This is a genomic window from Ketobacter sp. MCCC 1A13808 (assembly GCF_009746715.1).
Taxonomy (GTDB): Bacteria; Pseudomonadota; Gammaproteobacteria; order Pseudomonadales; family Ketobacteraceae; genus Ketobacter.
Genome location: NZ_VRKW01000013.1, coordinates 23,046 through 45,407 on the forward strand (window position 1 = coordinate 23,046; position 22,362 = coordinate 45,407).

The 22,362-nt window shown below is 51.0% G+C and carries 22 protein-coding genes; 10 read left to right on the forward strand and 12 right to left on the reverse strand.

Translation table 11 applies throughout. From position 1 onward, the window contains the following. Window positions 1-101: 101 nt before the first annotated feature. Both FT643_RS18655 and xerD read right to left on the reverse strand, forming a co-directional pair. Complete coding sequence (locus FT643_RS18655; RefSeq protein WP_198043686.1) at window positions 102-842, reverse strand: DsbC family protein; 741 nt, start codon at window positions 840-842, stop codon at window positions 102-104. A 92-nt stretch (window positions 843-934) separates the two neighbouring features. Beyond that, on the reverse strand, window positions 935-1,837 hold the full coding sequence (gene xerD / locus FT643_RS18660) for a site-specific tyrosine recombinase XerD (RefSeq protein ID WP_156872936.1): 903 nt from the start codon (window positions 1,835-1,837) through the stop codon (window positions 935-937). A 68-nt stretch (window positions 1,838-1,905) separates the two neighbouring features. Between xerD and FT643_RS18665 the strand changes: the two genes are divergently transcribed. Next, window positions 1,906-3,036 (forward strand): heparan-alpha-glucosaminide N-acetyltransferase domain-containing protein, encoded by a 1,131-nt coding sequence (locus FT643_RS18665; protein ID WP_198043687.1) that lies wholly within the window; start codon window positions 1,906-1,908, stop codon window positions 3,034-3,036. A 284-nt stretch (window positions 3,037-3,320) separates the two neighbouring features. Here FT643_RS18665 and fabR read toward each other — a convergent pair whose 3' ends face one another. Beyond that, complete coding sequence (fabR, locus tag FT643_RS18670) at window positions 3,321-3,950, reverse strand: HTH-type transcriptional repressor FabR (protein WP_156872938.1); 630 nt, start codon at window positions 3,948-3,950, stop codon at window positions 3,321-3,323. A gap of 285 nt (window positions 3,951-4,235) precedes the next feature. Here fabR and FT643_RS18675 point away from each other — a divergent pair, with 285 nt between their 5' ends. The 6 genes from FT643_RS18675 (at window position 4,236) to FT643_RS18700 (ending at window position 11,017) form a co-directional block, all read left to right on the forward strand. Then, entirely contained in the window at window positions 4,236-5,363 is a 1,128-nt protein-coding gene (locus FT643_RS18675) for a flavin reductase family protein (protein ID WP_156872939.1), read from the forward strand. 18 nt (window positions 5,364-5,381) lie between these two features. Continuing rightward, window positions 5,382-6,515: a fatty acid desaturase family protein gene (locus FT643_RS18680; RefSeq protein ID WP_156872940.1), complete on the forward strand. Its 1,134-nt coding sequence runs from the start codon at window positions 5,382-5,384 to the stop codon at window positions 6,513-6,515. A gap of 83 nt (window positions 6,516-6,598) precedes the next feature. Next, complete coding sequence (locus tag FT643_RS18685; RefSeq protein ID WP_156872941.1) at window positions 6,599-6,913, forward strand: hypothetical protein; 315 nt, start codon at window positions 6,599-6,601, stop codon at window positions 6,911-6,913. Window positions 6,914-7,107: 194 nt separating this feature from the next. Then, complete coding sequence (locus FT643_RS18690) at window positions 7,108-7,623, forward strand: porin family protein (protein WP_156872942.1); 516 nt, start codon at window positions 7,108-7,110, stop codon at window positions 7,621-7,623. A 120-nt stretch (window positions 7,624-7,743) separates the two neighbouring features. Further along, a complete protein-coding gene (gene mgtE / locus FT643_RS18695; protein WP_156872943.1) occupies window positions 7,744-9,183 on the forward strand; it encodes a magnesium transporter in 1,440 nt (479 codons plus the stop codon). Window positions 9,184-9,232: 49 nt separating this feature from the next. Continuing rightward, window positions 9,233-11,017 carry a hypothetical protein gene (locus FT643_RS18700; RefSeq protein ID WP_156872944.1) on the forward strand — a complete coding sequence of 595 codons (1,785 nt, stop codon included), beginning with the start codon at window positions 9,233-9,235 and terminating at the stop codon, window positions 11,015-11,017. A gap of 24 nt (window positions 11,018-11,041) precedes the next feature. Here FT643_RS18700 and FT643_RS18705 read toward each other — a convergent pair whose 3' ends face one another. Continuing rightward, the gene (locus FT643_RS18705; protein WP_317622070.1) at window positions 11,042-12,808 is read right to left on the reverse strand and encodes an acyl-CoA dehydrogenase C-terminal domain-containing protein; all 1,767 of its coding nucleotides are present in this window, start codon (window positions 12,806-12,808) and stop codon (window positions 11,042-11,044) included. Window positions 12,809-12,992: 184 nt separating this feature from the next. Between FT643_RS18705 and FT643_RS18710 the strand changes: the two genes are divergently transcribed. Continuing rightward, window positions 12,993-14,438 (forward strand): helix-turn-helix domain-containing protein, encoded by a 1,446-nt coding sequence (locus FT643_RS18710; protein ID WP_156872945.1) that lies wholly within the window; start codon window positions 12,993-12,995, stop codon window positions 14,436-14,438. Window positions 14,439-14,492: 54 nt separating this feature from the next. Here FT643_RS18710 and rplS read toward each other — a convergent pair whose 3' ends face one another. The 5 genes from rplS to ffh all read right to left on the reverse strand — a co-directional run bounded on the left by rplS (window position 14,493) and on the right by ffh (window position 18,144). Further along, entirely contained in the window at window positions 14,493-14,849 is a 357-nt protein-coding gene (gene rplS, locus FT643_RS18715; protein WP_156872946.1) for a 50S ribosomal protein L19, read from the reverse strand. An 84-nt stretch (window positions 14,850-14,933) separates the two neighbouring features. Next, entirely contained in the window at window positions 14,934-15,686 is a 753-nt protein-coding gene (gene trmD / locus FT643_RS18720; protein WP_156872947.1) for a tRNA (guanosine(37)-N1)-methyltransferase TrmD, read from the reverse strand. 25 nt (window positions 15,687-15,711) lie between these two features. Continuing rightward, window positions 15,712-16,230: a ribosome maturation factor RimM gene (gene rimM / locus FT643_RS18725; protein WP_156872948.1), complete on the reverse strand. Its 519-nt coding sequence runs from the start codon at window positions 16,228-16,230 to the stop codon at window positions 15,712-15,714. Between the two features lie 26 nt (window positions 16,231-16,256). Next, window positions 16,257-16,514, reverse strand: a complete 258-nt coding sequence (rpsP, locus tag FT643_RS18730; RefSeq protein ID WP_156872949.1) for a 30S ribosomal protein S16 — start codon at window positions 16,512-16,514, stop codon at window positions 16,257-16,259. Between the two features lie 244 nt (window positions 16,515-16,758). Then, entirely contained in the window at window positions 16,759-18,144 is a 1,386-nt protein-coding gene (ffh, locus tag FT643_RS18735; RefSeq protein ID WP_156873002.1) for a signal recognition particle protein, read from the reverse strand. Window positions 18,145-18,267: 123 nt separating this feature from the next. On the opposite strand from ffh, the gene FT643_RS18740 reads away from it, so the two are divergent. Together FT643_RS18740 and FT643_RS18745 are read left to right on the forward strand one after the other, a co-directional pair. After that, entirely contained in the window at window positions 18,268-19,074 is an 807-nt protein-coding gene (locus tag FT643_RS18740) for a cytochrome C assembly family protein (protein WP_156872950.1), read from the forward strand. A 24-nt stretch (window positions 19,075-19,098) separates the two neighbouring features. Continuing rightward, complete coding sequence (locus tag FT643_RS18745) at window positions 19,099-20,397, forward strand: HlyC/CorC family transporter (protein WP_156872951.1); 1,299 nt, start codon at window positions 19,099-19,101, stop codon at window positions 20,395-20,397. A gap of 28 nt (window positions 20,398-20,425) precedes the next feature. Here FT643_RS18745 and purT read toward each other — a convergent pair whose 3' ends face one another. From purT to FT643_RS18760, 3 genes are read right to left on the reverse strand one after another with little or no spacing between them, the layout of a single operon-like run. Continuing rightward, complete coding sequence (gene purT / locus FT643_RS18750; RefSeq protein WP_156872952.1) at window positions 20,426-21,607, reverse strand: formate-dependent phosphoribosylglycinamide formyltransferase; 1,182 nt, start codon at window positions 21,605-21,607, stop codon at window positions 20,426-20,428. Window positions 21,608-21,634: 27 nt separating this feature from the next. Further along, on the reverse strand, window positions 21,635-21,826 hold the full coding sequence (locus tag FT643_RS18755) for a DUF1289 domain-containing protein (protein ID WP_156872953.1): 192 nt from the start codon (window positions 21,824-21,826) through the stop codon (window positions 21,635-21,637). Then, window positions 21,823-22,353, reverse strand: a complete 531-nt coding sequence (locus FT643_RS18760; RefSeq protein ID WP_156872954.1) for a gamma carbonic anhydrase family protein — start codon at window positions 22,351-22,353, stop codon at window positions 21,823-21,825. The genes FT643_RS18755 and FT643_RS18760 overlap by 4 nt, the downstream gene beginning before the upstream one ends. Window positions 22,354-22,362: the final 9 nt, after the last annotated feature.

The window sequence follows — 22,362 nt, forward strand, 5'->3', positions numbered from 1 at the left end:
TGATGTGGCAGGGAATCGTCAATGGAAGAGCGGTAATGAGACGGGGTGGCCCACCGCCACCCCGCAAGAAAGAAACGCTATGCAAGCGGTGCTGTTCAGTACTATTTCACACCCAGCTTGTCCGCCAAATCACCCGCTTTCATATAGCCGCCCAACTGGCGTCCATCATTGGAAAAAACGGCCGGCGTGCCCCGCACTCCGATTTCCTGGCCTAAATTTATTTGGTCCTGTAATACATTCTGGTCACACATCACACCAGCGGGTGCCGGCACTTCTTTATTGGATTTTGCGTCTGTCATCGCGTGCGGACGATCTTTTGAACACCAAATATTCACCATGGTCTGTCCGGCAGGCGATTGCAGGCCTGCTCTGGGCCATGCCAGGTATTTCACGGTGACACCAAGTTGGTTCAATTGCGGGATTTCGGTATGAAATTTCCGGCAATACCCACAACTGGTATCGGTAAATACCAGCACCTCGCCTTTTTCTTCGCCTTTCGCCGGATACACCACCATATCATTATCCTTAAGGGCATGGAGGGCACCAACGCGCTTGCCAATACGCCATTCTTCACTGAGGTTGACCATTTGCGAGCCGTCGATTTTCAACATATCCCCGGTAATGATGTATTTGCCGTCTTCCGAGACGTACAACAATTCACCACTGGCCGTTTCCAGCTGAAATATACCCTCGATGTCGGATTTAGACACCCCACTGACATCCACTTGCGGGAACTTTTTCACAAAGTGTGCTTTAACGCTGTCTTGTTTTGACTCAGCCGCTTGCAGGGCAAACGGGACTACCATCATTAGGAAAGCCATTACCGACTTCAGATTGATCATGAATAACTCGCTTTTTCTACTGGGTATTTTCTGCTGGATGCATGTTAAAGCCATTAGACCCGAGATAGCTTACAAGTTCCACCCCCAGTCCGTTAACCGCGCGGATGGTGCTTTTTGTGGATTTCCTGCAGCCGGTGCTTCGCTACATGGGTATAAATTTGGGTGGTTGACAGGTCGCTGTGCCCCAGAAGAAGCTGCACCACCCTCAAATCCGCACCATGATTCAGCAAATGAGTTGCAAACGCATGACGCAGAGTATGTGGTGACACCGTGCTCTGGATGCCGGCCACCACCGTATAATACTTTATACGGTGCCAGAACGTTTGCCGTGTCATCTGAACTCCGCGACTGCTGGGAAACAACACATCACTTTCCGGGTTTTGCAGAAAGGCACCCCGGGCGAGGCGATGATATCGCGACAACCAATTAATCGCCTCCTCCCCCATAGGCACTAAACGCTCCTTATTACCTTTGCCCATCAGCCGGATGACACCTTGACGCATGTTCACATCATAGGTACTCAACCCCACCAACTCACTGACTCTTACCCCACAAGCGTACAACACCTCCAGCATGGCTTTGTCCCGGAGGCCGATGTCGGAATCGGTATCCGGCGCAGCCAGCAGCGCATCCACGTCGGTTTCGCTGAGCGTTTTGGGTAACGGTTTACCCAGCTTGGGCATCTCTATATTCACACTGGGATCGAGATCAATCAGCGCTTCACGCAAGCAATATTGATAAAAGCCCCTTACGGCCGAGAGGAAGCGCGCGGTGGAACGCGCATTGAACTTCTGCTCAAACCGGTGCGCCAGATACTCATTCAACAATTGATCGGTCGCTTGCAGAATCCCCCGCTCCCGCTCTTTTACCAACCATCCGGCGTATGCCAGCAAATCACGCCTGTAGGATTGCAGCGAATTATCGCTGAGTCCTCTCTCCATCCAGGTGGCATCGAGATAACGGGTAATCACATTTTCAGAACTGGTTTCCGGCATTGGGTTTAAAAGCGTCTTTTTCGGCTTGGCTGGTTATAATGGCGCTCATACTAACAAGAAAGCCCGTCATGACTGATAGAAAAGATTACTTTCCGGGACTGAATATCTACCGGGCAATAGCTGTACTGCTCATGATGCTGGCCCATAGCGCCCGGGTTCAGACCAGCACCCCTTTAATAATGGCACACCCGGAACACGCGGGATGGCTGGATTGGCCTTTCCTGTCCGCCTTATATATCGAGCCGATTATCTCAGCCCTGTTTCTGTTCATCGCGGGTTTCAGCCTGGTACTATCGCGGACCCGCTCCAGGGAAAGCAAATCGGGCTGGTTAATCCGGCTCGGTAAGCGCATGTTTACACTCTATGCCATTTCAGTGATTTTCTTCATCGCAGACCAGGGGTTTCAGATCCCGGATCTGTTCCTTTCTTCGGGGGTACTTGCCATTATCGCCGTCGGCATTTTAAGTGCGGGAGTCATCTTGGTCACGCCGCACCCCTGGATAGGCTTGCTGTCGTTGAGTGTTGCGGTGGAAAGTGCCGCACTGTATTTGGAACAACAGAATCTGAGCATCGTGGGGTTGAATGCCGGAGCAGGAGGCATGGTGCCACTGGTGCTGTTTGCCTATTCTGGTGCCCTGAGTGGAATGCTATGGCAAAGCCTGAGTTGGAAGGGTTTGTGGCTGCTGCTGGGGCTGAGTCTGCCTGTCGCCATCTGGGCACTGGCCTCCGATCTGCCCTGGGTCACCCACCCGGTTAGTCAAATCCACTATTATCCCGGCAACCGGTTGAGCAGCGTATGGTATTCCTTGCAAGACGCTTTTGGGTTATATCACGGACCAGACCGAACTGGCAGCGTACGCTACTGGAACCACGCTGCCGTGTTTGTATGCCGCGCCCTACCGCTATTAGTGGCAGGACTCATGGTCGCACTCCATTTCAAAGCCTCATCACGTCACCCGCTATTAAAAATGCTCAACAGGCCCCTGGACTGGATGGGACGTAATGCCCTGAATCTTTACATTCTGCATTTGGTTTTATTGGCAATGGTGGAGGTAAGCACACTGAAACCGGCTCAAGGGTGGCAAACCCTTTTATTGCTGGCGGTCATATTAAGCATGTCGGCCTGGGCACTTCGACATATATCATTTGTGCCGCTTCGTAGAATTAAAAAAAGGGCCCCACAGGAGGAGGCCCTGTGAGCTAATCCGCCTCGCAATGAACGGATTTAAAAGGAATGGTGATGACACGCAGTGCGCCACGAAAAAGAATGAGAGATATAACCGACAAAACAAGTAAACAAGCGACTAATTTCATTTTTACTACCCCGTTCTTATTATTGTCAGACCATATTACCTGGTCACCTTATAACCACAAGATAGGATCACACCAACACAGCAGTTCCCTACATTGGCCAACACTGCGGGAACAATCCGCAACGTTTCGATAGGTTCCGGTTACAAATCAGGGGGGATGCAATGATGCTTTACTCGGAAACCCCGCTTTTCCAGGTGGATGCACCCAGGAAAATCAGCTGAAGCTGGCGGGTAAGGCGGGTTTCGAAATCCTTTCGTGCCTGGGGGCTGGCGTCTGACAGGTCGAGTAATTGGATTGTGCTAAAGGCCATATTTGAAATGGTCAGATCGGCGACCACATCCACCATTGAGGGGTTGAGATTGGATAACAGATTCAGTCTTTGCAGGTCAGACACCAACTCCTTGGCAAAATATTGCAACTCGCTGCGCACGGCCTGACGAATCACAGTGCTCCCTCCGGTCATGGACTGTGCCATAAATAGAAAAAACACTCTGTGGTTCACCACATAATCGCAGAATTGTGTAACCGAATCCCGAATGATGTGACCGGGGTCACCCCGGTTCTGACGCGCTTCCCTCATGAGCTGGCGTAACACCAGGCTCAGCTCGTCTACCAGATTCAGCGCCAAATCATCGAGATCCTTGAAATGCCGGTAAAAGGCGGTGGGGACGACCCCTGCTCGCTTGGCGACTTCTCTGATGCTCAAACTGGAAAAGTGCTGGCCTTCTTCCACCCATTCCAACGCTGCACTCATAAGCGATTGACGGGTAAGTAATTTCCGTTCCTGGCGGTTCTTCATTCACAGAGCCTGTTGTTTTTATACGATGCCATTCAATCAGTGTGCGATTGTACGCCGACTTATGTATGCATTTCCAGAAAAGCGACGCTCCAAGTCCCACCGCCGACCTCAAAAAAACCACCTAAAACACGAATCAGTTTACACATGAACACAAATATTATTTTTATATATTATTGTTTTTAATATATTTTATTATTTTAGCAGTAAATTTTTACCCAGCACCGTTGACACTCGTTTTCATAATAGTGCACACTTGTACACACAATAACGAGAGGAGCTACAGATATGCACTCAAAAAATACCACCATCACCCAACGGGCCAAAACCTGGCTCAGCAGCAGCCTGTTCAACCGCGATCGCGCTGGTGAGTATTTTGAGTATCTGGTCGAGGGGCTCGATCCGTTATGGTCTTTCACAGACTGCAAGGCGCAGATTCTGGATGTGATCAATGAAACTGCCGACACCAAAACCTGGGTCATGAAACCCACATCGCGCTGGAACGGCTTTGTCGCGGGTCAGCACATTCATATCACTATGAGCGTAAACGGTGTTAACCATACCCGTACTTTTACAATTTCCTCTTCGCCCTATCAGTGGCAGCAAGATCAAACCATTACTATTACGGTGAAAAAGGTCCCGGACGGCAGAATAACCGGATGGATGCATGAGCATCTGGACAAGGGGGCTGTCATCACCCTTTCCCGAGCCCAAGGTGATTTCGTCCTCAACGACAGCATCGATGCACCGGTTGGCTACATCGCCGCAGGTTCAGGAATCACGCCCGTCATGTCGCAATTGCGAACCTTGACTGCGAACAATATGCCGGTGCCCGCCTCTTTACTCTATTTCTCTAATACCCGGCAGGATTTCATCTTCGGTTCACAGATTCAGGCCATGAGCCAAACCAATGGCCGTTTCACCAGCCATCTGATCGCCAGTTATGACGACAGCGAGAGTTCACACAAGCTGCCGCAAAGCCCGATTTGCGCAGAGCATATAGCTGCTTTGCTCAGTGACAAGCCGAAAGAAATTTATATTTGCGGACCGCACCGTTTTCGCGAGATTGCAAAAGAACTACTGGCTGAGGCAGGTTTTGACCTGAATGCGACTCATGAAGAAGCGTTTGGTTTACCACCCGTTAAACGGGTCGAAGGCGAGCCGGTTACCATTACCTTTGGTAAAAGCGCGCTGGAAACCACCAGCAACGCGCCAGGCACGCTGCTTGAGATGGCCGAAGGCGCGGGCCTTTCCCCAACTGCAGGTTGTCGCATGGGTATCTGCCATACCTGCAAGTGTAAAAAGAATTCAGGTCAGGTACGCAACATCATTACCGGCGAACTGTCTTCCACCGGACAGGAAGATATACAGATTTGTATATCCACCCCGATCAGTAATGTCGAAGTCGAATTATAAGGATCAGGAGTAAGCATTATGACGACCGCAACCCAACCCAATATAGAAAACCTGCAACCGGAAAGCGTTGCTTACGCGCGTAAAAGTAAACGCCTGAGCAAAGAGCAATTCCAGCAACTGCAACAAGAATTCGACGCGTTACGGGACGACATACGGGCCGACCTGGGCCAGAAAGACGTCGATTACATGAAGAATATTATTCGTGTACAACGCTTTTTGGAAATTGCCGGACGCACGCTGATCCATTTTAGCTTCACCCCCGTTCCCTTTATGCTGGGTGTAAGCGCTTTGTCGGTTTCCAAAATACTGGATAACATGGAAATCGGGCACAACGTTATGCACGGTCAATATGACTGGACCAATGACCCCAAACTGGATTCCGCATCGTTCGAATGGGACACTGCCTGTGAATCCGCTTCCTGGAAACGCACCCACAACTTTGAACACCACACCTTCACCAACGTGATCGGTAAGGATCGGGACTACGGCTATTCGTTGTTACGCCTGTCAGAAGATACCCCCTGGCATCCGGGCCGCAGCATACAAATCGTGTATTTTGCTGCTCTGAGCATCTTCTTTCAGTGGGGGGTCGCTTTACACGAACTGGAAAGCGAGCGTCTGCGCGACGGTACTTTCGATGTCGAAGAGAAAAAGCCATACTTGAAGGGCCTGCTAAAAAAAGGCAGCAAGCAAGCGTTCAAGGACTATGTCTTCTTCCCTGCATTGGCCGGTCCGTTTTTCTGGAAAGTCATGCTGGGCAATGCGTTAGCCAACCTGGGTCGCAACCTGTGGGCATCAGCCATTATTTTCTGTGGCCACTTTACGGAGCAGGCTCAAACCTTCAGCGAAGAAGAATGCGCTAACGAAACCCGGGGTGAGTGGTACTACCGTCAATTATTAGGTTCCAGTAACCTGACCGGTGGCAAGTTAATGCACATTATGACGGGTCACCTGAGCTTTCAGGTAGAACATCATATTTTTCCGGATATCCCTGCTCAGCGTTACGAAGAAATGGCTCCGCGGGTTGAGGCGATTTGCAAAAAGTTCGACCTACCCTACAACAGCGGCCCGTTTCTGCGTCAGTACGGCACTGTAATCAATCGAGTATGGAAGTATTCGTTTCCGGATAAGGCGAAGTCGGTCAAAGCGTAAGGCTTCATTGGCGGGTATTACTCACTGTAACGAATACGTTAAACTGAGGTAATACCCGCTTAAACACCACAGGAATGAAAACGATGGGCATACTGAATAAAGCTGAATTGCTAAAAGACATGATTCAGACCGCGGTCGACAATGGCGCTAAAACCGTTGCCGAGATTCACAAATCCATTGCGGACATGCCGTTCGAGGCGCTTGAGAGATCCGGGCTACTCGACGAAGATGGACAAAAGTTGCGCGACAAAAGCCAACAAACCATCGGCATGGTGTATGACAAGATCCGTCAGATCAATCAAACCGTCGGCGAACTGGCGTCAGACATGTTCGAAACCCTGGAGGACGGCCAGATCGTTTCCAAAGTAATGGACGAGAAAGACAACCCGAAACCCTGATCAGAATATCCCCCACTACCGGACCGCATGCGGAATTAAACTATTACCGATGCGGTCTTTTGAATTCATTATTGGCCACACCACCACTGTCCCAACTTTGCTGAATCCTCATATCTCTACTATATTGGCGCTAACGCGAATAGATCTCTCGCTGGTGCACATAAAAAATTAAAAGAGAAGAGAGGAATCTCCTAATGAAGAAAGCACTCATCACCACGGCCATTGCAAGCGGCCTGTTTTTCACCTCACAACTGACGATGGCTGAAGAACAAAACTATGTCGGCCTTCAATACAACATGTTCACCTATAGCGAAGATGGCCTCGGTGACCTGGAGCCGGAAGGTGTTGCACTGGTTATCGGCGGCGAACTCAATGACAATTTCCGCCTCGAGGGGCGTCTTGGCAGCAGTACCGCAGATGATAACGTTGCCGGTGTTGCCTTAGCCATCGACAACTACATTGGTTTTTATGTCAAAGGCGGAATGCGGTTCGCTGACATGGTCTTTCCCTACGTTGTTCTCGGCTACTCGCTGGTTGACCTCAAATCCCACGATGCTAACTACTACGATACGGAATCGGACTTATCCTATGGCGTAGGTGCTGACGTCAATTTTGGCAACTTCCAGGTCGGGCTTGAATGGATAATGCTGCAAGAAAAGTCTGCCTACGAACTGGAAAACCTGAGCCTGACTGCTGCCTGGCGCTTCTAACCCCGGCTACCCCCCCCAACAGACAAGGGCCGCTTTCATTGCGGTCCTTTTTTATTACTTGCTTATTCCTGTAACACGGTTGTGTACAATAAGCAAAAGGTCTGCTGGTATAGTCGCTGTATGAACACCTCTCATCTATCCTCACCAAACAAACTGGAACGGCGTTTAGCCCCGTTACTGGATCTACTGCAAAAGCAGTCAGTCGTACAGTCGGTTACCCACCGCCAGCAACAGAACCGCGCCGATGTCATTGAAAATTTATTACAACGGCAACAGCAAGCTGCAATTCAGCGCGAAGTCGACAAACTTAAAAGCCCTGATATCGCTCACCTGCTGGAAATGATCACCAGCGATAAGCGTCACATCATCTGGCGGTTACTTTCCCACGAGGTTGCCGGTGAGGTGTTGATAGAATTGAATGAGGCAATCGCCGAAAGCCTGATTGAAATGACGCTACCGGATACCTTACTGCCTATCCTGGAAACGCTGGATACCGATGAGCTATCCGACATCGCGGAACTGCTGCCACAAGATTTACTAAACCGGGCAAAAGCATCACTGAAAGCCAATGAGCGAAACTGGCTGGAACAGACCATGAGCTTTGCAGAAGGCTCCGTGGGCGACATCATGAGCCGCGACTGCCTGATCGTTACAGAGACAATCAGCATCAATGAAGCCATCGAACTGGTGCGCTCCAACACCGAGTTACCTCCGCAAACCGACAAATTATTTATCGTCAACAATTTACGCCACATTAGCGGGGTGCTGCCACTCATCAATCTGTTGCGCAACCCGGTGCACAGCCAAATAGAACAATGCATGGACAAGGATGTAGTCACCTTCTCGCCCACCGATCAAGCGGAAGAAGCAGGCCAGGCTTTTGAGCGCTACGATCTGATCTCTGCTCCGGTGGTCGATAGCAAAGGCCGTATTATCGGCCGCCTAACCGTCGAGTCGATCATGGACTATTTACGGGAGCGGGCAGAAAACCAGGCTTTGGCAAAAGAAGGACTGAGTGCTGACAGCGACTTATTCGGCCCGATAATAGACGGCGCGAAAGAACGCTGGCCCTGGCTTTGCATCAATCTTATTACTGCATTTATCGCGACGCGCTCTATCAGCCTGTTTGAAAACACCATTCAACAGCTGGTTGCATTGGCCACTCTTATGCCAATCGTTGCCAGCGTCGGGGGCAATACCGGCAACCAAACGGCCGCGCTGGTCATTCGCGGGCTCGCATCCAAACAGGTACATCGAGACAATATCACCTTTATTTATCGCAAAGAGCTGATCATCGGCTTGATGAACGGCTTACTATGGGGAACATTACTCGGCCTGTTTGCCTGGCTCTTATATCAGAACACCATGCTGGGTCTGGTAATGATGATGGCCGTCACCATAAACCTGATATTGGCCGCTTTTATCGGCATCACCGTCCCTTTCACCCTGGATCGATTAAATAAAGATCCCGCTATGGGCTCATCTGTGGTACTAACGTTCGTTACAGATAGTATGGGCTTTTTCCTCTTTTTGGGCCTGGCCTCTCTTGTTTTGATTTAAATTTGCTTCATAGTGAATATATATTCAACCGACACTAACAAATAGAAAAATGAAAAATAGTAATCTACTAGCTCTCATCTTTGGGTCGATGGGCTGGTTACTGTTCGCCCCGGTTTATGCAGATAGCGACTCTACCAGTTCCGCCCAAGACAGCTTCAATCGTGCAGTCAATCATTACCTAGACGGTTTTGTGCATTGCACGCAAGCCAATGAAGCGCTTCGTCGCAACAATACAGACAAAGCGCAGCAGGAATTTGCGCGTTACAAAAGCATAAAGTCGGCGGCAGCGAAGATCGATAAAAGCATACTCACCAGCAGTGAACGTGGCATGGAAAGTAATATTCTTTACTGCCAGCGGGTGGCTACCGATCTGGAAATTGCACTCGGAAAGCCGCTAATGGATAACGCATTCAGCCAATGCGAAAAAGCAAAAACCAGCCTGGACCAAGGCGACCAAAAGCAAGCGCAAATACAATACCAGGCGTTTGAATCATTGAAGGATAAAGCGATCACGTCGGCACCCAGTCTTGAAACTATTTTCAGCGTTAAAAACCAGATTTGGAAATGTGAAAGGCTGGAAACAAAGATCGCTCAACTCAGCAACCAGCAATTGGCTCTGGATAAAGCGATTGAATCGGCGACGAAGAAAAGCAGCCGTTATATTGAATCCTGCCAGACCGCGCTCGTCGAGCTGAGAAAATCCGCACCGGACCGCGACACCCTCAACGCCGTTAACGCAAAACTGAATAACACGATTTCGTACAAGCAGGCCGCTTTAGCCGATGCTGCCGTGTGGGCGTCCCTACAGAAGCCACAGCACCAAAGCCAAAAAAAGACAATCGAAGATAAACTCAAACTAGGCGATCAATGCGCCTCTCAGATAAAAAACACCATCAACGCCAAATTAATCCAGATCGGCTCCATAGAATTAAAACTAAAAAGCTATTCCAATACGCTTAATAGTGGTTTGAAACAATGCAACACCATTATCTCTCAGCGTATAAGAAACGTGACTCCGGCTGCGTTGGAACAAGCCAAAGGCGATTACCGCTCTGCACTAAAAGCACGCAACCGAATCCGGTCAAAAATTAATGACAGTGACCACAAAGCCCGTTACTCGGATTGGCCACAAACCCGACTCATACATCAAAGTATGCAACAACTGAACGCGTGCCTGGACACATCCAAAACCCACCTGAATAAACTCGCGCTGGCATCACCGGCAAAACCAACCCAAGCAAAGGCAGACATCCCCCTAAATACGCCGCCCCCAGGCCCGAAACGGTTCCAGGGCTCAATCCATATGGAAGCGCCTCTGCCTGATTTTGCTTTGGTGTATTTATTAGATGGCTCGAGCCCGCCACAGGATGTTGAAGTGGTTTTGGATCAGGACGGTTTTACTGAAAATCTGTATGTTGTTGCGAACGGCGATACCTTTGCAATCAAAAGCAAAGCTTATGGCCGTCACCGCATCACAGCCGAAGTGCCTAACCTGAATTTCACTGCCGATATAACACAATTACAAGCAAGGCAGCACCGGTCAGGTAAAGTGAGCTGGCCTGACAACACTATAGCCACTTTGCGTAGTAATCGCGGGGATGTGCTCCCGACTTATATGGCCAGCATTCCGTCCGGCAATTATCAGCTCATAACGCTCGACAAGCAGAACTTTAGTTTCGAACTGAAGAACCCGGCGCACGCCAGCAAAGGATACTTTTTACTGCCCGGCTATGACCCGCTGGAAATAAATGTCGCACAAGGCGAGTTCAACAGCCTGACAATTACCCGCAACGCAGAGGCTTCCGGCAGCTTACAGATAAAAAATAAAAACTGATGCAGGTGCCGCATGCAGGTGCCATCAAAATTCTTCAGCCAGCAATGACATCACTGGATCGGAGCCGGACTGTATGGATGCGATCAGACTGTCGACGCGAGGTAAAACCCGTTTAAAGTAGTACGCACCTGTTTTCTGCTTAGTCAGGTGGCTAGCCGTATTCGGCGCACAGGCAGACAGCATCTTCATCCACATATAACCATAGGTTACGTACCCCACTACATGCAGATAATCGCACGCCGCTGCACCTAATTCGTAGGGGGAATGTTGCGCGCGTTGCAGCAGCACCTCTGTCAACTCGCTCAGTTGCGCCACGCGCTGCTGCAGCTGATCAGCAAAATCCGCCTGCTCGCCTTGCCAATCCCGCTGCAGAAACCGACGTATTTCATGCAAATAGGTTTTCAGACTTTCACCCTGGTTTGCGAACACTTTTCGTTGGATCAGATCCATGGCCTGAATACCATTGGTGCCTTCGTATATCTGCGCAATTCTGACGTCCCGAACCAATTGCTCCTGACCCCATTCACGAATATACCCGTGACCACCAAAAACCTGCTGCCCCAGAACCGTACTGTCCAGCCCCAGGTCCGTAAAGAAAGCTTTAGCCACCGGAGTCAATAACGCTACGATGGCATCCGCTTGGTATCGCGCCTCCGCAGAGGGTGCATACTGAGCCTGGTCCAGATGCATACCCAAATAAACCGCGAACGCCCGCCCCGCCTCGGTAGTGGATTTCATATCCAGCAGCATCCGGCGGACGTCCGCGTGCACTATAATCGGATCGGCATCCATTGTACTTTTCACTCCGGCTTCGCGACCCTGCACACGATCCCGCGCGTAGGCTACCGCACTTTGGTAGGACGCCTCTGCACAGCCCAACCCCTGAATTCCGATTGAAAGGCGCTCGCAATTCATCATGGTAAACATGCACTGCAAGCCGCGGTTCACCTCTCCCACCAGATAGCCGCGAGCGCCGTCAAAATTCATTACGCAGGTGGCCGATGCCTTAATACCCATTTTATGCTCGACGGACCCGCAAGTGACTCCGTTGGCCGCCCCCAGAGTGCCATCCTCATTCACCCAATACTTGGGCACCAGAAACAAGGAGATACCGCGGGATCCCGCAGGTGAGCCCGGTAATTTGGCCAACACCAAATGCACAATGTTTTCACTCAAATCATGATCGCCGCCGGTTATGAATATTTTGGTGCCGGTGAGGCCATAAGTACCGTCACCAAAATCTTCGGCTTTGCTACGAATCAAGCCCAGATCGCTCCCGCAATGGGACTCAGTCAAACACATCGTGCCGCCCCAGCGGCCGCTGTACAGATTCGGCAGAAAACGCTGCTTAAGGAATTCGTTCCCATGGGCATCCAGCGCCATGCTGGCTCCGGACGAAAGCGCAACATACAAGTTAAACGAGCTGTTTGCCGCGTACATCATCTCATCCACGAGCACGGACAATGACTTGGGCATACCCAAACCACCGTAATCCGTGTTTCCCGTCAGCGCGCTGAAACCACTCTCACAAAAGGTATCGTAAGCCTGTTTGAACCCGTTCGGCGTGGTCACCACACCGTCTATCCATTGCACGCCCTCTTCGTCTCCTGAGCGATTCAGGGGCGCCACGCACTCACCTGCGATTTTACCTGCTTCGTGCAGCATCGCGCTGGCGGTATCACGATCCAGTACCGAAGCCAAGGCTGGTGACTGCCGCCATTGCTGATCAACAGCGAATACATCGAATAACAGAAATTGCATATCCTGAAGGGGAGCTTGGTAATTGGACACGACGTGCACCTCTTAACGTGTTTTGCAAATCAGGAAAGGGGGCTGATTTGCAAATTATGATGCGAATTATTAGGACGATTACGATATTTAGCAACTTATTCACCCTAAAAACGTGCCTGAATGCAAATGTGTTTGCAAACCCGCTATAATTTTTGCAAACCTTGCAAATTTGCAGAATTCACACATGACGGATTCCACAGGCAACAAGCGAAAACACAAACTGTTTCTCGGCAATAAGATCAGGCGCTTGAGGGAACAGCACCGACTCAGCCAAGCGGAACTGGCAAATCGAATCGGGTTGTCCCCCAGCTATTTGAATCAGATTGAAAATGACCAGAGACCACTTACTGTTCAGGTTCTACTGAAATTAGGCCGACAGTTCGACATTGAGCTGACCCACTTTTCCGAAGAAGAGGACGACCGGCTGGTAGCCGAAATGAGAGACTGCCTGGAAGACCCGCTGTTTGAGAATGAAAAAATCCTGTTACCGGATCTGAAGCAGATCGTCACCCGCTCACCGGCGTTCGCGCGTCATTTTCTGAGCCTGTATCAGGCCTACCACCAGACCAAGCAGGACTATGTCGGTCTGGCGGAGGATGTTACCGTCGACGAAGCCGTACGCTCCATCGAAGGTCCGCAGTTCCCCTATGAAGAGGCGCGGGATTTCTTCTATTACCAGAACAACTACTTTGACGAACTCGACCGTGCTGCGGAACAACTGTATCGGGAACAATCCATGACCCCGGGCGGGGGCGAGACGCAATTTATCCGCTACCTGAATGATCAGCACCACATCCGGGTCAGCCTGGACGCCGAAGAAGACCGGCTGCGGCGCTATGACGTTAAGCGAAAACAATTGGTGCTGTCCCGACAACTCTCAGTGCGGCAGCGAATCTTCCACCTGGCACATCAGATTTGCCTGCTGGACCAAAAACAACGTCTGGATGACATCATTGCAAAGGCCCGCTTTACCAGCGCCGAATCCGATGCAGTTTGCCGCGTCGGTTTAGCAAATTATTTTGCCGGGGCGCTACTGATGCCCTATTCCCTTTTTCTGAAAACCGCGCAACAGGAACGTTACGACATCGAACGCCTGCAGATTGTGTTCAATGTGAGTTTTGAGCAAGTCTGCCATCGCCTGAGCTCCCTGCAACGCCCTGCGGAGAGCGGAATCCCGTTTTACTTTTTGCGAGTAGACGCAGCTGGCAATATTTCCAAACGGCAGAGCGCCAGCAGCTTTCACTTTGCCCGAGTGGGCGGCGCATGCCCCCTGTGGAACGTGCATGACGCGTTCGCCCAGCCCGGCAAAATTTTACGCCAGGTCGCGCAAATGCCTGACGGTAAAACCTATTTTTGCATTGCCCGCACCGTGAGCCGGACGGAAGGGGGATTTTTGATGCCGCAGAAGAATTTCGCTGTTGCATTGGGGTGCGAGATCGCCCATGCGCCCCAACTTGTCTATTCTGTGGGAATAGACCTTAACGACAAGGAAGCCGCGGTTCCGATCGGGGTTAGTTGCCGGGTGTGCGAACGCACCAATTGCTCACAGCGGGCATTTCCACCGATCGGCAAAAAGATTCAGATTGACGAGAATGAACGGGAATTTTTGCCATATCGGTTCGAGACCTGAACCGCAGGCATAAAAAAAGCGCTCACATAGAGCGCTTTTTTATCGCTGAATCGCTTAATTAAGCTTCTCGCGGATACGCGCAGACTTACCAGCACGCTCACGCAGATAGTACAGCTTGGCACGACGCACCGCACCACGACGCTTGACCACCAAACTATCAACCAACGGGCTGTGTGTTTGGAAAGTACGTTCAACACCAACGCCGTTGGAAATTTTACGCACGGTGAAGGCCGAGTTCAAACCACGGTTGCGCTTCGCAATCACAACACCTTCATAGGCCTGCAGTCGAGTACGCTCACCTTCTGTTACCTTTACACTGACAACAACCGTGTCACCAACGCTGAAGGGCGTCATGTCTTTTTTCAGTTGCTCGTTTTCAATCTCTTGAATGATTTTGTTCTTACCGCTCATCGGTAGTTCCTCACTTTTGGCGTCAGAGGTAACGTCTAAACGTTACATTCACGTCGTTAATAAAACCGTTTCCAGGTAGCGCCATCAGGTCGACGGGGCCAACTCCTGTATGAATTCTTCCAGCATTTTCCGTTCATCTTTGCTGAGCTCTCGCCGCTCCAGCAAATCTGGCCGCCGCTGCCAGGTGCGCCCTAACGCCTGCTTCAGTCGCCACCGCTTAATCAGCGCGTGGTTACCACTGAGTAACACTTCAGGCACATCGCGCCCTGCAAAATGTTCAGGCCGGGTGTAATGCGGACAATCCAGCAGCCCCTGAAAAAAGGAATCCTCTGCGGCCGAGTCTTTGTGCCCGAGCACCCCGGGAATCAACCTAACCGTAGCATCGATCATGGCCATCACCGGAAGCTCACCGCCACTGACCACAAAATCCCCGAGGGACCATTCCTCATCGACCGCAATGTCAATCACACGCTCGTCGATGCCTTCATATCGGCCGCACACAAATACAATGGCCTGCCGCTGGCTAAATTCTTGCGCTGCCGCCTGATCAAACGGCTTGCCCTGAGGCGAAACATAAACCACCCTGGGCGCATCGCTGCACTTTAATCCGGCTTTGGCCGCATCAATCGCTTGCAATAGCGGGTTTGCCAGCATCAGCATACCCGGCCCGCCGCCATAGGGCCTGCTGTCAACAGTACGATGCACATCTCCGGCAAACTCACGGGGGTTAACATATTGCATCTGTACAATCTGGTTTTTAATCGCTCGCCCTGTTACACCGTGCTCGGTAATTGCGCCGAACATCTCTGGAAACAGAGTGACTATACCGAATTTCATTTGCCTGACATCTTTTGACCCGGGACTAAAAGTCTTTATCCCAATCTACGGTGAGCGAGCCTGTCTGTAAATCGACCTGCTTTACCACCTGTTCCCAGACATAAGGAACTAAACGCTGCTCGCTATCAATACTGTCTGCGCCAGGCTTAACCACCAGCACATCATTGGAGCCAGTTTCAAATAAATGATCCACGACACCCAAACACTCACCGGCTACCGTGATCACCTTCAACCCTTCCAGATCGGACCAGTAGAAGTCATCGGCTCCCAGCGCCGGCAATTGATCGCGCTTGATTGCTACTTCACATCCGGTGAAGCCGGGCACCTGTTCACGATCGTCACAACCACGCAACTTCGCTACCAGGCCCTTACCATGTCGCTGAACCTTTTCAACGTCAATCGCTTGCCAGCTACCCCCCCGCTGAATCCAGAGAGGGTTGTAAGTGCCTATGTTATCAATGGGATGGGTATGGGAATGCAGCTTGATCCAGCCTTTGATCCCGTAGGGACCCAACAGCTTGCCGACAATTACCCATTCGCTCATTGATTCACTACCAGCCTGAAAAACGATTAAGCTGCGGCAACTGCCTTTTTAGCTTCTTTCAACAAGGTCGCAACACGATCCGAAGTTTGTGCACCCAAACCAATCCAGTGCTCAATACGACCCATTTCCAGACGTACACGCTCTTCCTGTCCGCGAGCTAGAGGGTTGAAAAAACCAACGCGCTCAATGTAACGACCGTCACGGGCGTTACGGCTATCGGTTACAACCAGGTGGTAGAAAGGACGCTTTTTGGATCCACCACGGGTCATTCGAATAGTTACCATAATTACCTTTTCCTTTTCACAATCAATCTGTTCAGCGATTTTTAACGTAAAAGCGGGCCACTGAGACACCACAAAAGTGCCCAGCAACCCACTGAATTCTTTAGCTTTTGTGGTCGCCGAAGGCGCTCCGGACAACCGACTTTTTAAGCTTGAGACCGCACCGGATAAGGTGATGGACTCGAGAGGCGCAGGATTGTACGGGAAATTGCCTCTAAAAGGAAGTTTTTTGCGCCCTCCGCCCTGACTACATCGGAGGCATACCACCGCCGGGGAATCCACCTCCACCCATCATGCCCTTCATTCCGCGCATCATATTCTTCATGCCGCTTTTGGACGACATCTTTTTCATCATCTTCTGCATTTGCTTATGTTGTTTAAGTACGCGGTTTATATCAGGAATCTGAGTACCGGAACCGGCCGCGATGCGTTTCTTACGTGAGCCATTGATAACATCAGGGCTGCGACGTTCTTTGGTGGTCATGGAGTAGATGATCGCTTCCATTTTCTTCAGCTCTTTATCCGCCACTCCACCTTGCTGAGCCATTTGCGCCATACCGCCCATTCCCGGCAGCTTATCGAGCATCCCGGCCATACCGCCCAGCTTCTTCATTTGCTGGAATTGTTCAAGCAAATCTTCCAGATCGAAGCCCTTGCCTTTTTTCAGTTTCTTGGCGAGTTTGTCGGCTTTGTCCTTGTCCAGTTTGCGCTCGGCGTCTTCTACCAGACTGAGCACGTCACCCATTCCCAGGATACGGGACGCGATCCGGTCAGGGTGGAACGGTTCCAGAGCATCGCTCTTTTCGCCCATACCAATAAACTTGATCGGCTTACCGGTAATATGGCGAACGGATAAAGCAGCACCACCACGAGCATCACCATCGGCCTTGGTCAGCACTACGCCGGTCAGTGGCAGTGCATCATGGAAGGCTTTGGCGGTATTGGCCGCATCCTGTCCGGTCATGGCATCCACCACAAATAGCGTTTCCACCGGGCCGATCGCACTGTGCAGGGCTTTGATTTCCTGCATCATGGCTTCGTCTATGGCCAAGCGGCCAGCGGTATCCACTATCACCACATCCGCAAACACCTTTTTTGCCTCTGCGATTGCGGCTTTCGCTATATCTATCGGGTTTTGATCACTGCTGCTCGGGAAAAATCGAGCGCCGACTTCACCAGAAAGCGTCTCCAGCTGCTTGATCGCCGCCGGACGATAGATGTCCGCACTGACCACCATCACATTCTTTTTTTCACGCTCTTTCAGGAATTTCGCCAACTTTCCCACAGTGGTGGTTTTACCCGCCCCCTGCAAACCGGCCATCAATATCACCGCAGGCGGCTGCACATTCAATTTAAGGGCGTCGTTGGCGTCCCCCATCATGTGCACCAATTCCTGGTTCACAATTTTGATAAAGACCTGCCCCGGGCTGAGGCTTTTCATCACTTCCTGACCGACAGCCCTGACTTTTACCTTTTCGATAAAATCTTTCACGACCGGGAGCGCCACATCGGCCTCAAGTAATGCCATACGCACTTCGCGCAGGGTGTCTTTAATATTATCTTCAGTCAAACGCGCTTTGCCGGTGACGCTACGCAGACTGGTACTAAGTCGTTCCGTCAGGGTATCAAACATAATGAAGTCTTTTGTGGAATAAGAAACTGAGACCGGCAAGTATAACGCAGCCAGTTTCATTATTGACAGCCTTGTGAGAAACTTAACCCAGATCCAAACCCGATTAAGGAGCACCACAGCGCCGTGACTTTGGCGATCCCGGCAGGCATTTTTGCCTGCATTTGCTACGCTATTTCCACATTTTTGATCATTAAGAGCCTTAAAACCAATATACCGGTTCACGCCCGGTTGCTGCTTGGGATCGCCTTAATAGGTCTTGGAATGCATGGCTGCTACCTCTATTACACCCTGTTTCCAGGGCAAGGTGTCCAGCTTGGCGTCACCGCCATGACCGCACTTTTCGGTTTTGTTCTGGCTGCCAGCGGCACTCTGGTCGCGCTGTACCGACACATCGATTCCCTGCTGGCCCCGGCCTACCCGGTGGCGGCTTTAGGTTTACTGGTTTCCCTGGTATTTAATAATGAAGTCATCCCGATTACCCATCTGAGCAGCGGTGTGATTGCCCACGTGCTGTTATCCATCGCGGCCTATTGCATGATTGCGCTTGCGCTGTGCCAGGCTGTTCTACTTTGGATTCAGAATTATCAGCTCAAACACCGGCACCTGCATGACGTGTTGCATCTGTTACCACCACTGCAAACGATGGAAAGCATGCTTTTTGACCTGATTTCGTTTGGTATGGTGCTGCTGACCACCGCGATAGCCACCGGATTTATATTCGTGGATGACTTCTTCGCGCAACACTTATTACATAAAACCGTATTTGCACTGAGTGCCTGGATTGTATTGTGGCTACTTTTGTTCGGACGCAGCCTGTGGGGCTGGCGCGGAATGGTGGCGGTAAAATGGACTCTGACCGGCTTTGTACTGCTGACACTGGGCTATTTCGGCTCTAAAGTGGTATTGGAAGTCATATTGCACAAAGTTTAACAAGCTGAATAGGCTATAGGCCCCTTGAACGAAATACCCGTCTACATTTTATTTATTGTACTGGCCGTATTGATACTGATGTCGGCCTTTTTCTCCAGTTCAGAAACCGGCATGATGTCGCTGAACCGATACCGCTTGCGGCATATGGTAAAAAGCAAAAATCGTGGTGCTATGCGGGTGGATGAACTGCTGAACCGCCCGGACCGCCTCATCGGTGTAATCCTGATCGGCAATAACTTCGTCAATATCCTGGCCTCGTCCATTGCCACTATTATCGCAATCCGGCTCTGGGGTGATGGTGGCATCGCCATTGCCACCGGCTTACTCACGCTGGTGATTTTGGTGTTCGCAGAAGTCACACCGAAAACCCTGGCGGCATTGAAACCGGAACGCATTGCATTCCCTGCCAGCCTGATCCTGAAACCGCTCCTGGTTCTGCTTTATCCTTTTGTCTGGCTGGTGAACGCCATCAGTAACGGCCTTTTACGTGTGGTGGGGATCAACACCGGGTCTGTCGGTACCGATCTTCTCAGCCGCGAAGAACTGCGAACCATCGTAACGGAATCCGGCGCCATTCTGCCTACCCGCCATAAAGGCATGATGCTGAGCATTCTGGATCTGGAAGAGGTCACGGTGGACGACATCATGATTCCTAAACACGAAGTTATCGGCATCGATCTGGAAGAAAGTACGGACGATATCGTTAAATCCCTGCAATCCACACAACACACCCGGCTGCCGGTTTATAAGTCAGACTTGAACGCTCCGGTGGGTGTCTTACACCTGCGCAAGATCAGTCGCCTGTTAATGGACGACGACGTCAATAAAGCCAAAATCATGCAACAAGCGGTTGAGCCGTATTTTGTGCCGGAAGGCACTCCGTTGCACATGCAACTGGTGAACTTCCAAAAGGTGAGACGGCGCATGGGGTTTGTGGTGGACGAATACGGCGATGTCCAGGGTATCGTTACTCTGGAAGATATTCTGGAAGAAATCGTGGGCGAATTCACCACAGATTACGCTTCCAGCAGCCAGGACATTCACCCCCAGGAAGACGGCTCATACATTATTGACGGCCGGGCGACCATTCGCGACATTAACAAAGCGCTGAAATGGCACTTACCCACCAAAGGGCCAAAAACTTTGAACGGCCTGATAACAGAGCACCTGGAAACCATTCCCGAGCATAACCTGTGTTTTACCATCGGCAACTATCGATTTGAGACCGTTCAGATCAAAGACAACCTGGTCAAAACCACCCGGGTTTTCAATATGAAATCCAACAAGGCGAAAAAAAGAATCTTACCCATACCGGCTTCTTAAGCGCGCGCTTTATGGCTCAGTCAGATGGTCACATTGACACGCTCACAGCGCCTGCTGCAGACTTGGCTTTTTCGATGGCCTGCTCTACATCGTCTGCCAGTGCCAGCGTTACGCCCAGACGCCGACTGCCGTTTATTTCCGGCTTTCCGAATAACCGCAATTGGGTATCGGGCTCTTTCAGTGCCTGGTTCAGGTTACCGTACTGCATGGAATTCGACTCGCCGCTGACCAGAATCACGGCCGATGCAGCAGCTCCAAACTGCCGGATAGAAGGAATCGGTAATCCCAGGATGGCACGAGCGTGCAGCGCAAATTCGGAAAGGTCTTGCGAGATCAGCGTTACCAATCCGGTGTCGTGTGGTCGCGGAGAGACTTCACTAAAAATTACCTTATCCCCTTTCACAAATAACTCGACTCCAAAAATGCCACGGCCACCCAAGGCTTCCGTTACCTGCGCTGCGGCTTTCCGCGCTGCTTGCAACGCTGTATCCGACATCGGCTGCGGTTGCCAGGATTCTCTATAATCACCCAGTTCCTGCCGATGGCCGATGGGTTCACAAAAAGTTGTGCCCGACTCATGTCGCACCGTTAGCAGTGTTATTTCAAACTCAAAATCGACAAACCCCTCCACGATGATTTTTCCGGCTCCGCTCCGACCGCCCTCCTGCGCATATTGCCAGGCTTTTTCGATATCCTGTTCCGACTTGACCGTGCTTTGCCCTTTTCCAGATGAACTCATAATCGGTTTGATCACACAAGGCAGGCCTACGGCTTCAATGGCCAACAGGTATTCTTCTTTGGTTTCTGCAAACTGGTAAGGCGACGTGGGCAAACCCAGCTCTTCTGCTGCCAACCGGCGAATGCCCTCACGGTTCATGGTCAGCTGCGCGGCCCTTGCGGTAGGCACAACCACATAGCCTTCCTGCTCAAGCTGCACCAGCGTGTCAGTGGCGATGGCTTCGATCTCCGGGACAATATAGTGCGGTTTTTCCTGTTCAATCACGGACCGCAACGCCGCGCCATCCAGCATCGATACAACATGGCTGCGGTGTGCCACCTGCATGGCCGGGGCGTTCGGGTAGCGGTCGAGCGCTATCACTTCACAACCTAAACGTTGCAATTCGATCGCAACCTCTTTGCCTAACTCACCTGAGCCGCATAACAGCACACGGGTGGCTGTTTCAGAAAGCGGGGTTCCGATAGTCGTCATCTGGTATTCCTGTGTAGGTTAAAACGATTAGTAATCACTCTTGAGCATGCGTTCTTCCACTTTACGCAAAATATCCCGTTTGCCTTCATTATCTACATAGCCCCAACGGGTTATTTCCTGCCCCGAGCGAAAACAACCAATACAAACATCGTCATCATCCAGCGCACAAACACCGACACAGGGCGACATCACCACGTCTTTCTTTGCCTTGTTCTTCATCCCCGCGTATCTACCTCTAACTGCTGTTGGTAACGCTTGTAATTTTCCACGTAGTGCAGCGCGCTCATTTTAATCATCATCACATGCTGATCGGTTAGCTCTTTAACGACTTTGCCCGGCGAGCCCATGACCATCGAATTATCCGGAATCACCTTGCCCTCGGGAATCAGAGAGTTAGCCCCGATGATGCAGTTTTTACCAATTTTGGCGCGATTCAGAATGACGGAGTTGATCCCGATGAGGCTGTTATCACCGATCTCGCAACCATGCAGCATCACCTTATGGCCAACGGTAACGTGTTTGCCGATATTCATCGGAATACCGGCGTCGGTGTGCAATACGGAGCCATCCTGGATGTTGCTCCCTTCCCCGATCAAGATCGGATCATTATCACCGCGCACGACGCAGTTGAACCAGATGCTGACGTCATTTTCCAGAATCACCGATCCGATCACGGTTGCATTATCCGCGATATAATAATTTTCACCACGCAATTCAACGCGGCGGTCGCCCAAGCGATAAATCATAAACTCTCT

Bases quoted from the DNA above. Each gene is read 5' to 3' on its own strand.
- FT643_RS18690 (WP_156872942.1), top strand. From the start codon at position 7,108: ATGAAGAAAGCACTCATCACCACGGCCATTGCAAGCGGCCTGTTTTTC.
- rimM (WP_156872948.1), bottom strand. From the start codon at position 16,230: ATGAGCGAATGGGTAATTGTCGGCAAGCTGTTGGGTCCCTACGGGATC.
- trmD (WP_156872947.1), bottom strand. From the start codon at position 15,686: ATGAAATTCGGTATAGTCACTCTGTTTCCAGAGATGTTCGGCGCAATT.
- rpsP (WP_156872949.1), bottom strand. From the start codon at position 16,514: ATGGTAACTATTCGAATGACCCGTGGTGGATCCAAAAAGCGTCCTTTC.
- purT (WP_156872952.1), bottom strand. From the start codon at position 21,607: ATGACGACTATCGGAACCCCGCTTTCTGAAACAGCCACCCGTGTGCTG.
- FT643_RS18700 (WP_156872944.1), top strand. From the start codon at position 9,233: ATGAAAAATAGTAATCTACTAGCTCTCATCTTTGGGTCGATGGGCTGG.
- FT643_RS18655 (WP_198043686.1), bottom strand. From the start codon at position 842: ATGATCAATCTGAAGTCGGTAATGGCTTTCCTAATGATGGTAGTCCCG.
- FT643_RS18760 (WP_156872954.1), bottom strand. From the start codon at position 22,353: ATGATTTATCGCTTGGGCGACCGCCGCGTTGAATTGCGTGGTGAAAAT.
- FT643_RS18675 (WP_156872939.1), top strand. From the start codon at position 4,236: ATGCACTCAAAAAATACCACCATCACCCAACGGGCCAAAACCTGGCTC.
- FT643_RS18680 (WP_156872940.1), top strand. From the start codon at position 5,382: ATGACGACCGCAACCCAACCCAATATAGAAAACCTGCAACCGGAAAGC.
- FT643_RS18710 (WP_156872945.1), top strand. From the start codon at position 12,993: ATGACGGATTCCACAGGCAACAAGCGAAAACACAAACTGTTTCTCGGC.
- fabR (WP_156872938.1), bottom strand. From the start codon at position 3,950: ATGAAGAACCGCCAGGAACGGAAATTACTTACCCGTCAATCGCTTATG.
- FT643_RS18665 (WP_198043687.1), top strand. From the start codon at position 1,906: ATGACTGATAGAAAAGATTACTTTCCGGGACTGAATATCTACCGGGCA.
- mgtE (WP_156872943.1), top strand. From the start codon at position 7,744: ATGAACACCTCTCATCTATCCTCACCAAACAAACTGGAACGGCGTTTA.
- ffh (WP_156873002.1), bottom strand. From the start codon at position 18,144: ATGTTTGATACCCTGACGGAACGACTTAGTACCAGTCTGCGTAGCGTC.
- FT643_RS18685 (WP_156872941.1), top strand. From the start codon at position 6,599: ATGGGCATACTGAATAAAGCTGAATTGCTAAAAGACATGATTCAGACC.
- xerD (WP_156872936.1), bottom strand. From the start codon at position 1,837: ATGCCGGAAACCAGTTCTGAAAATGTGATTACCCGTTATCTCGATGCC.
- FT643_RS18755 (WP_156872953.1), bottom strand. From the start codon at position 21,826: ATGAAGAACAAGGCAAAGAAAGACGTGGTGATGTCGCCCTGTGTCGGT.
- rplS (WP_156872946.1), bottom strand. From the start codon at position 14,849: ATGAGCGGTAAGAACAAAATCATTCAAGAGATTGAAAACGAGCAACTG.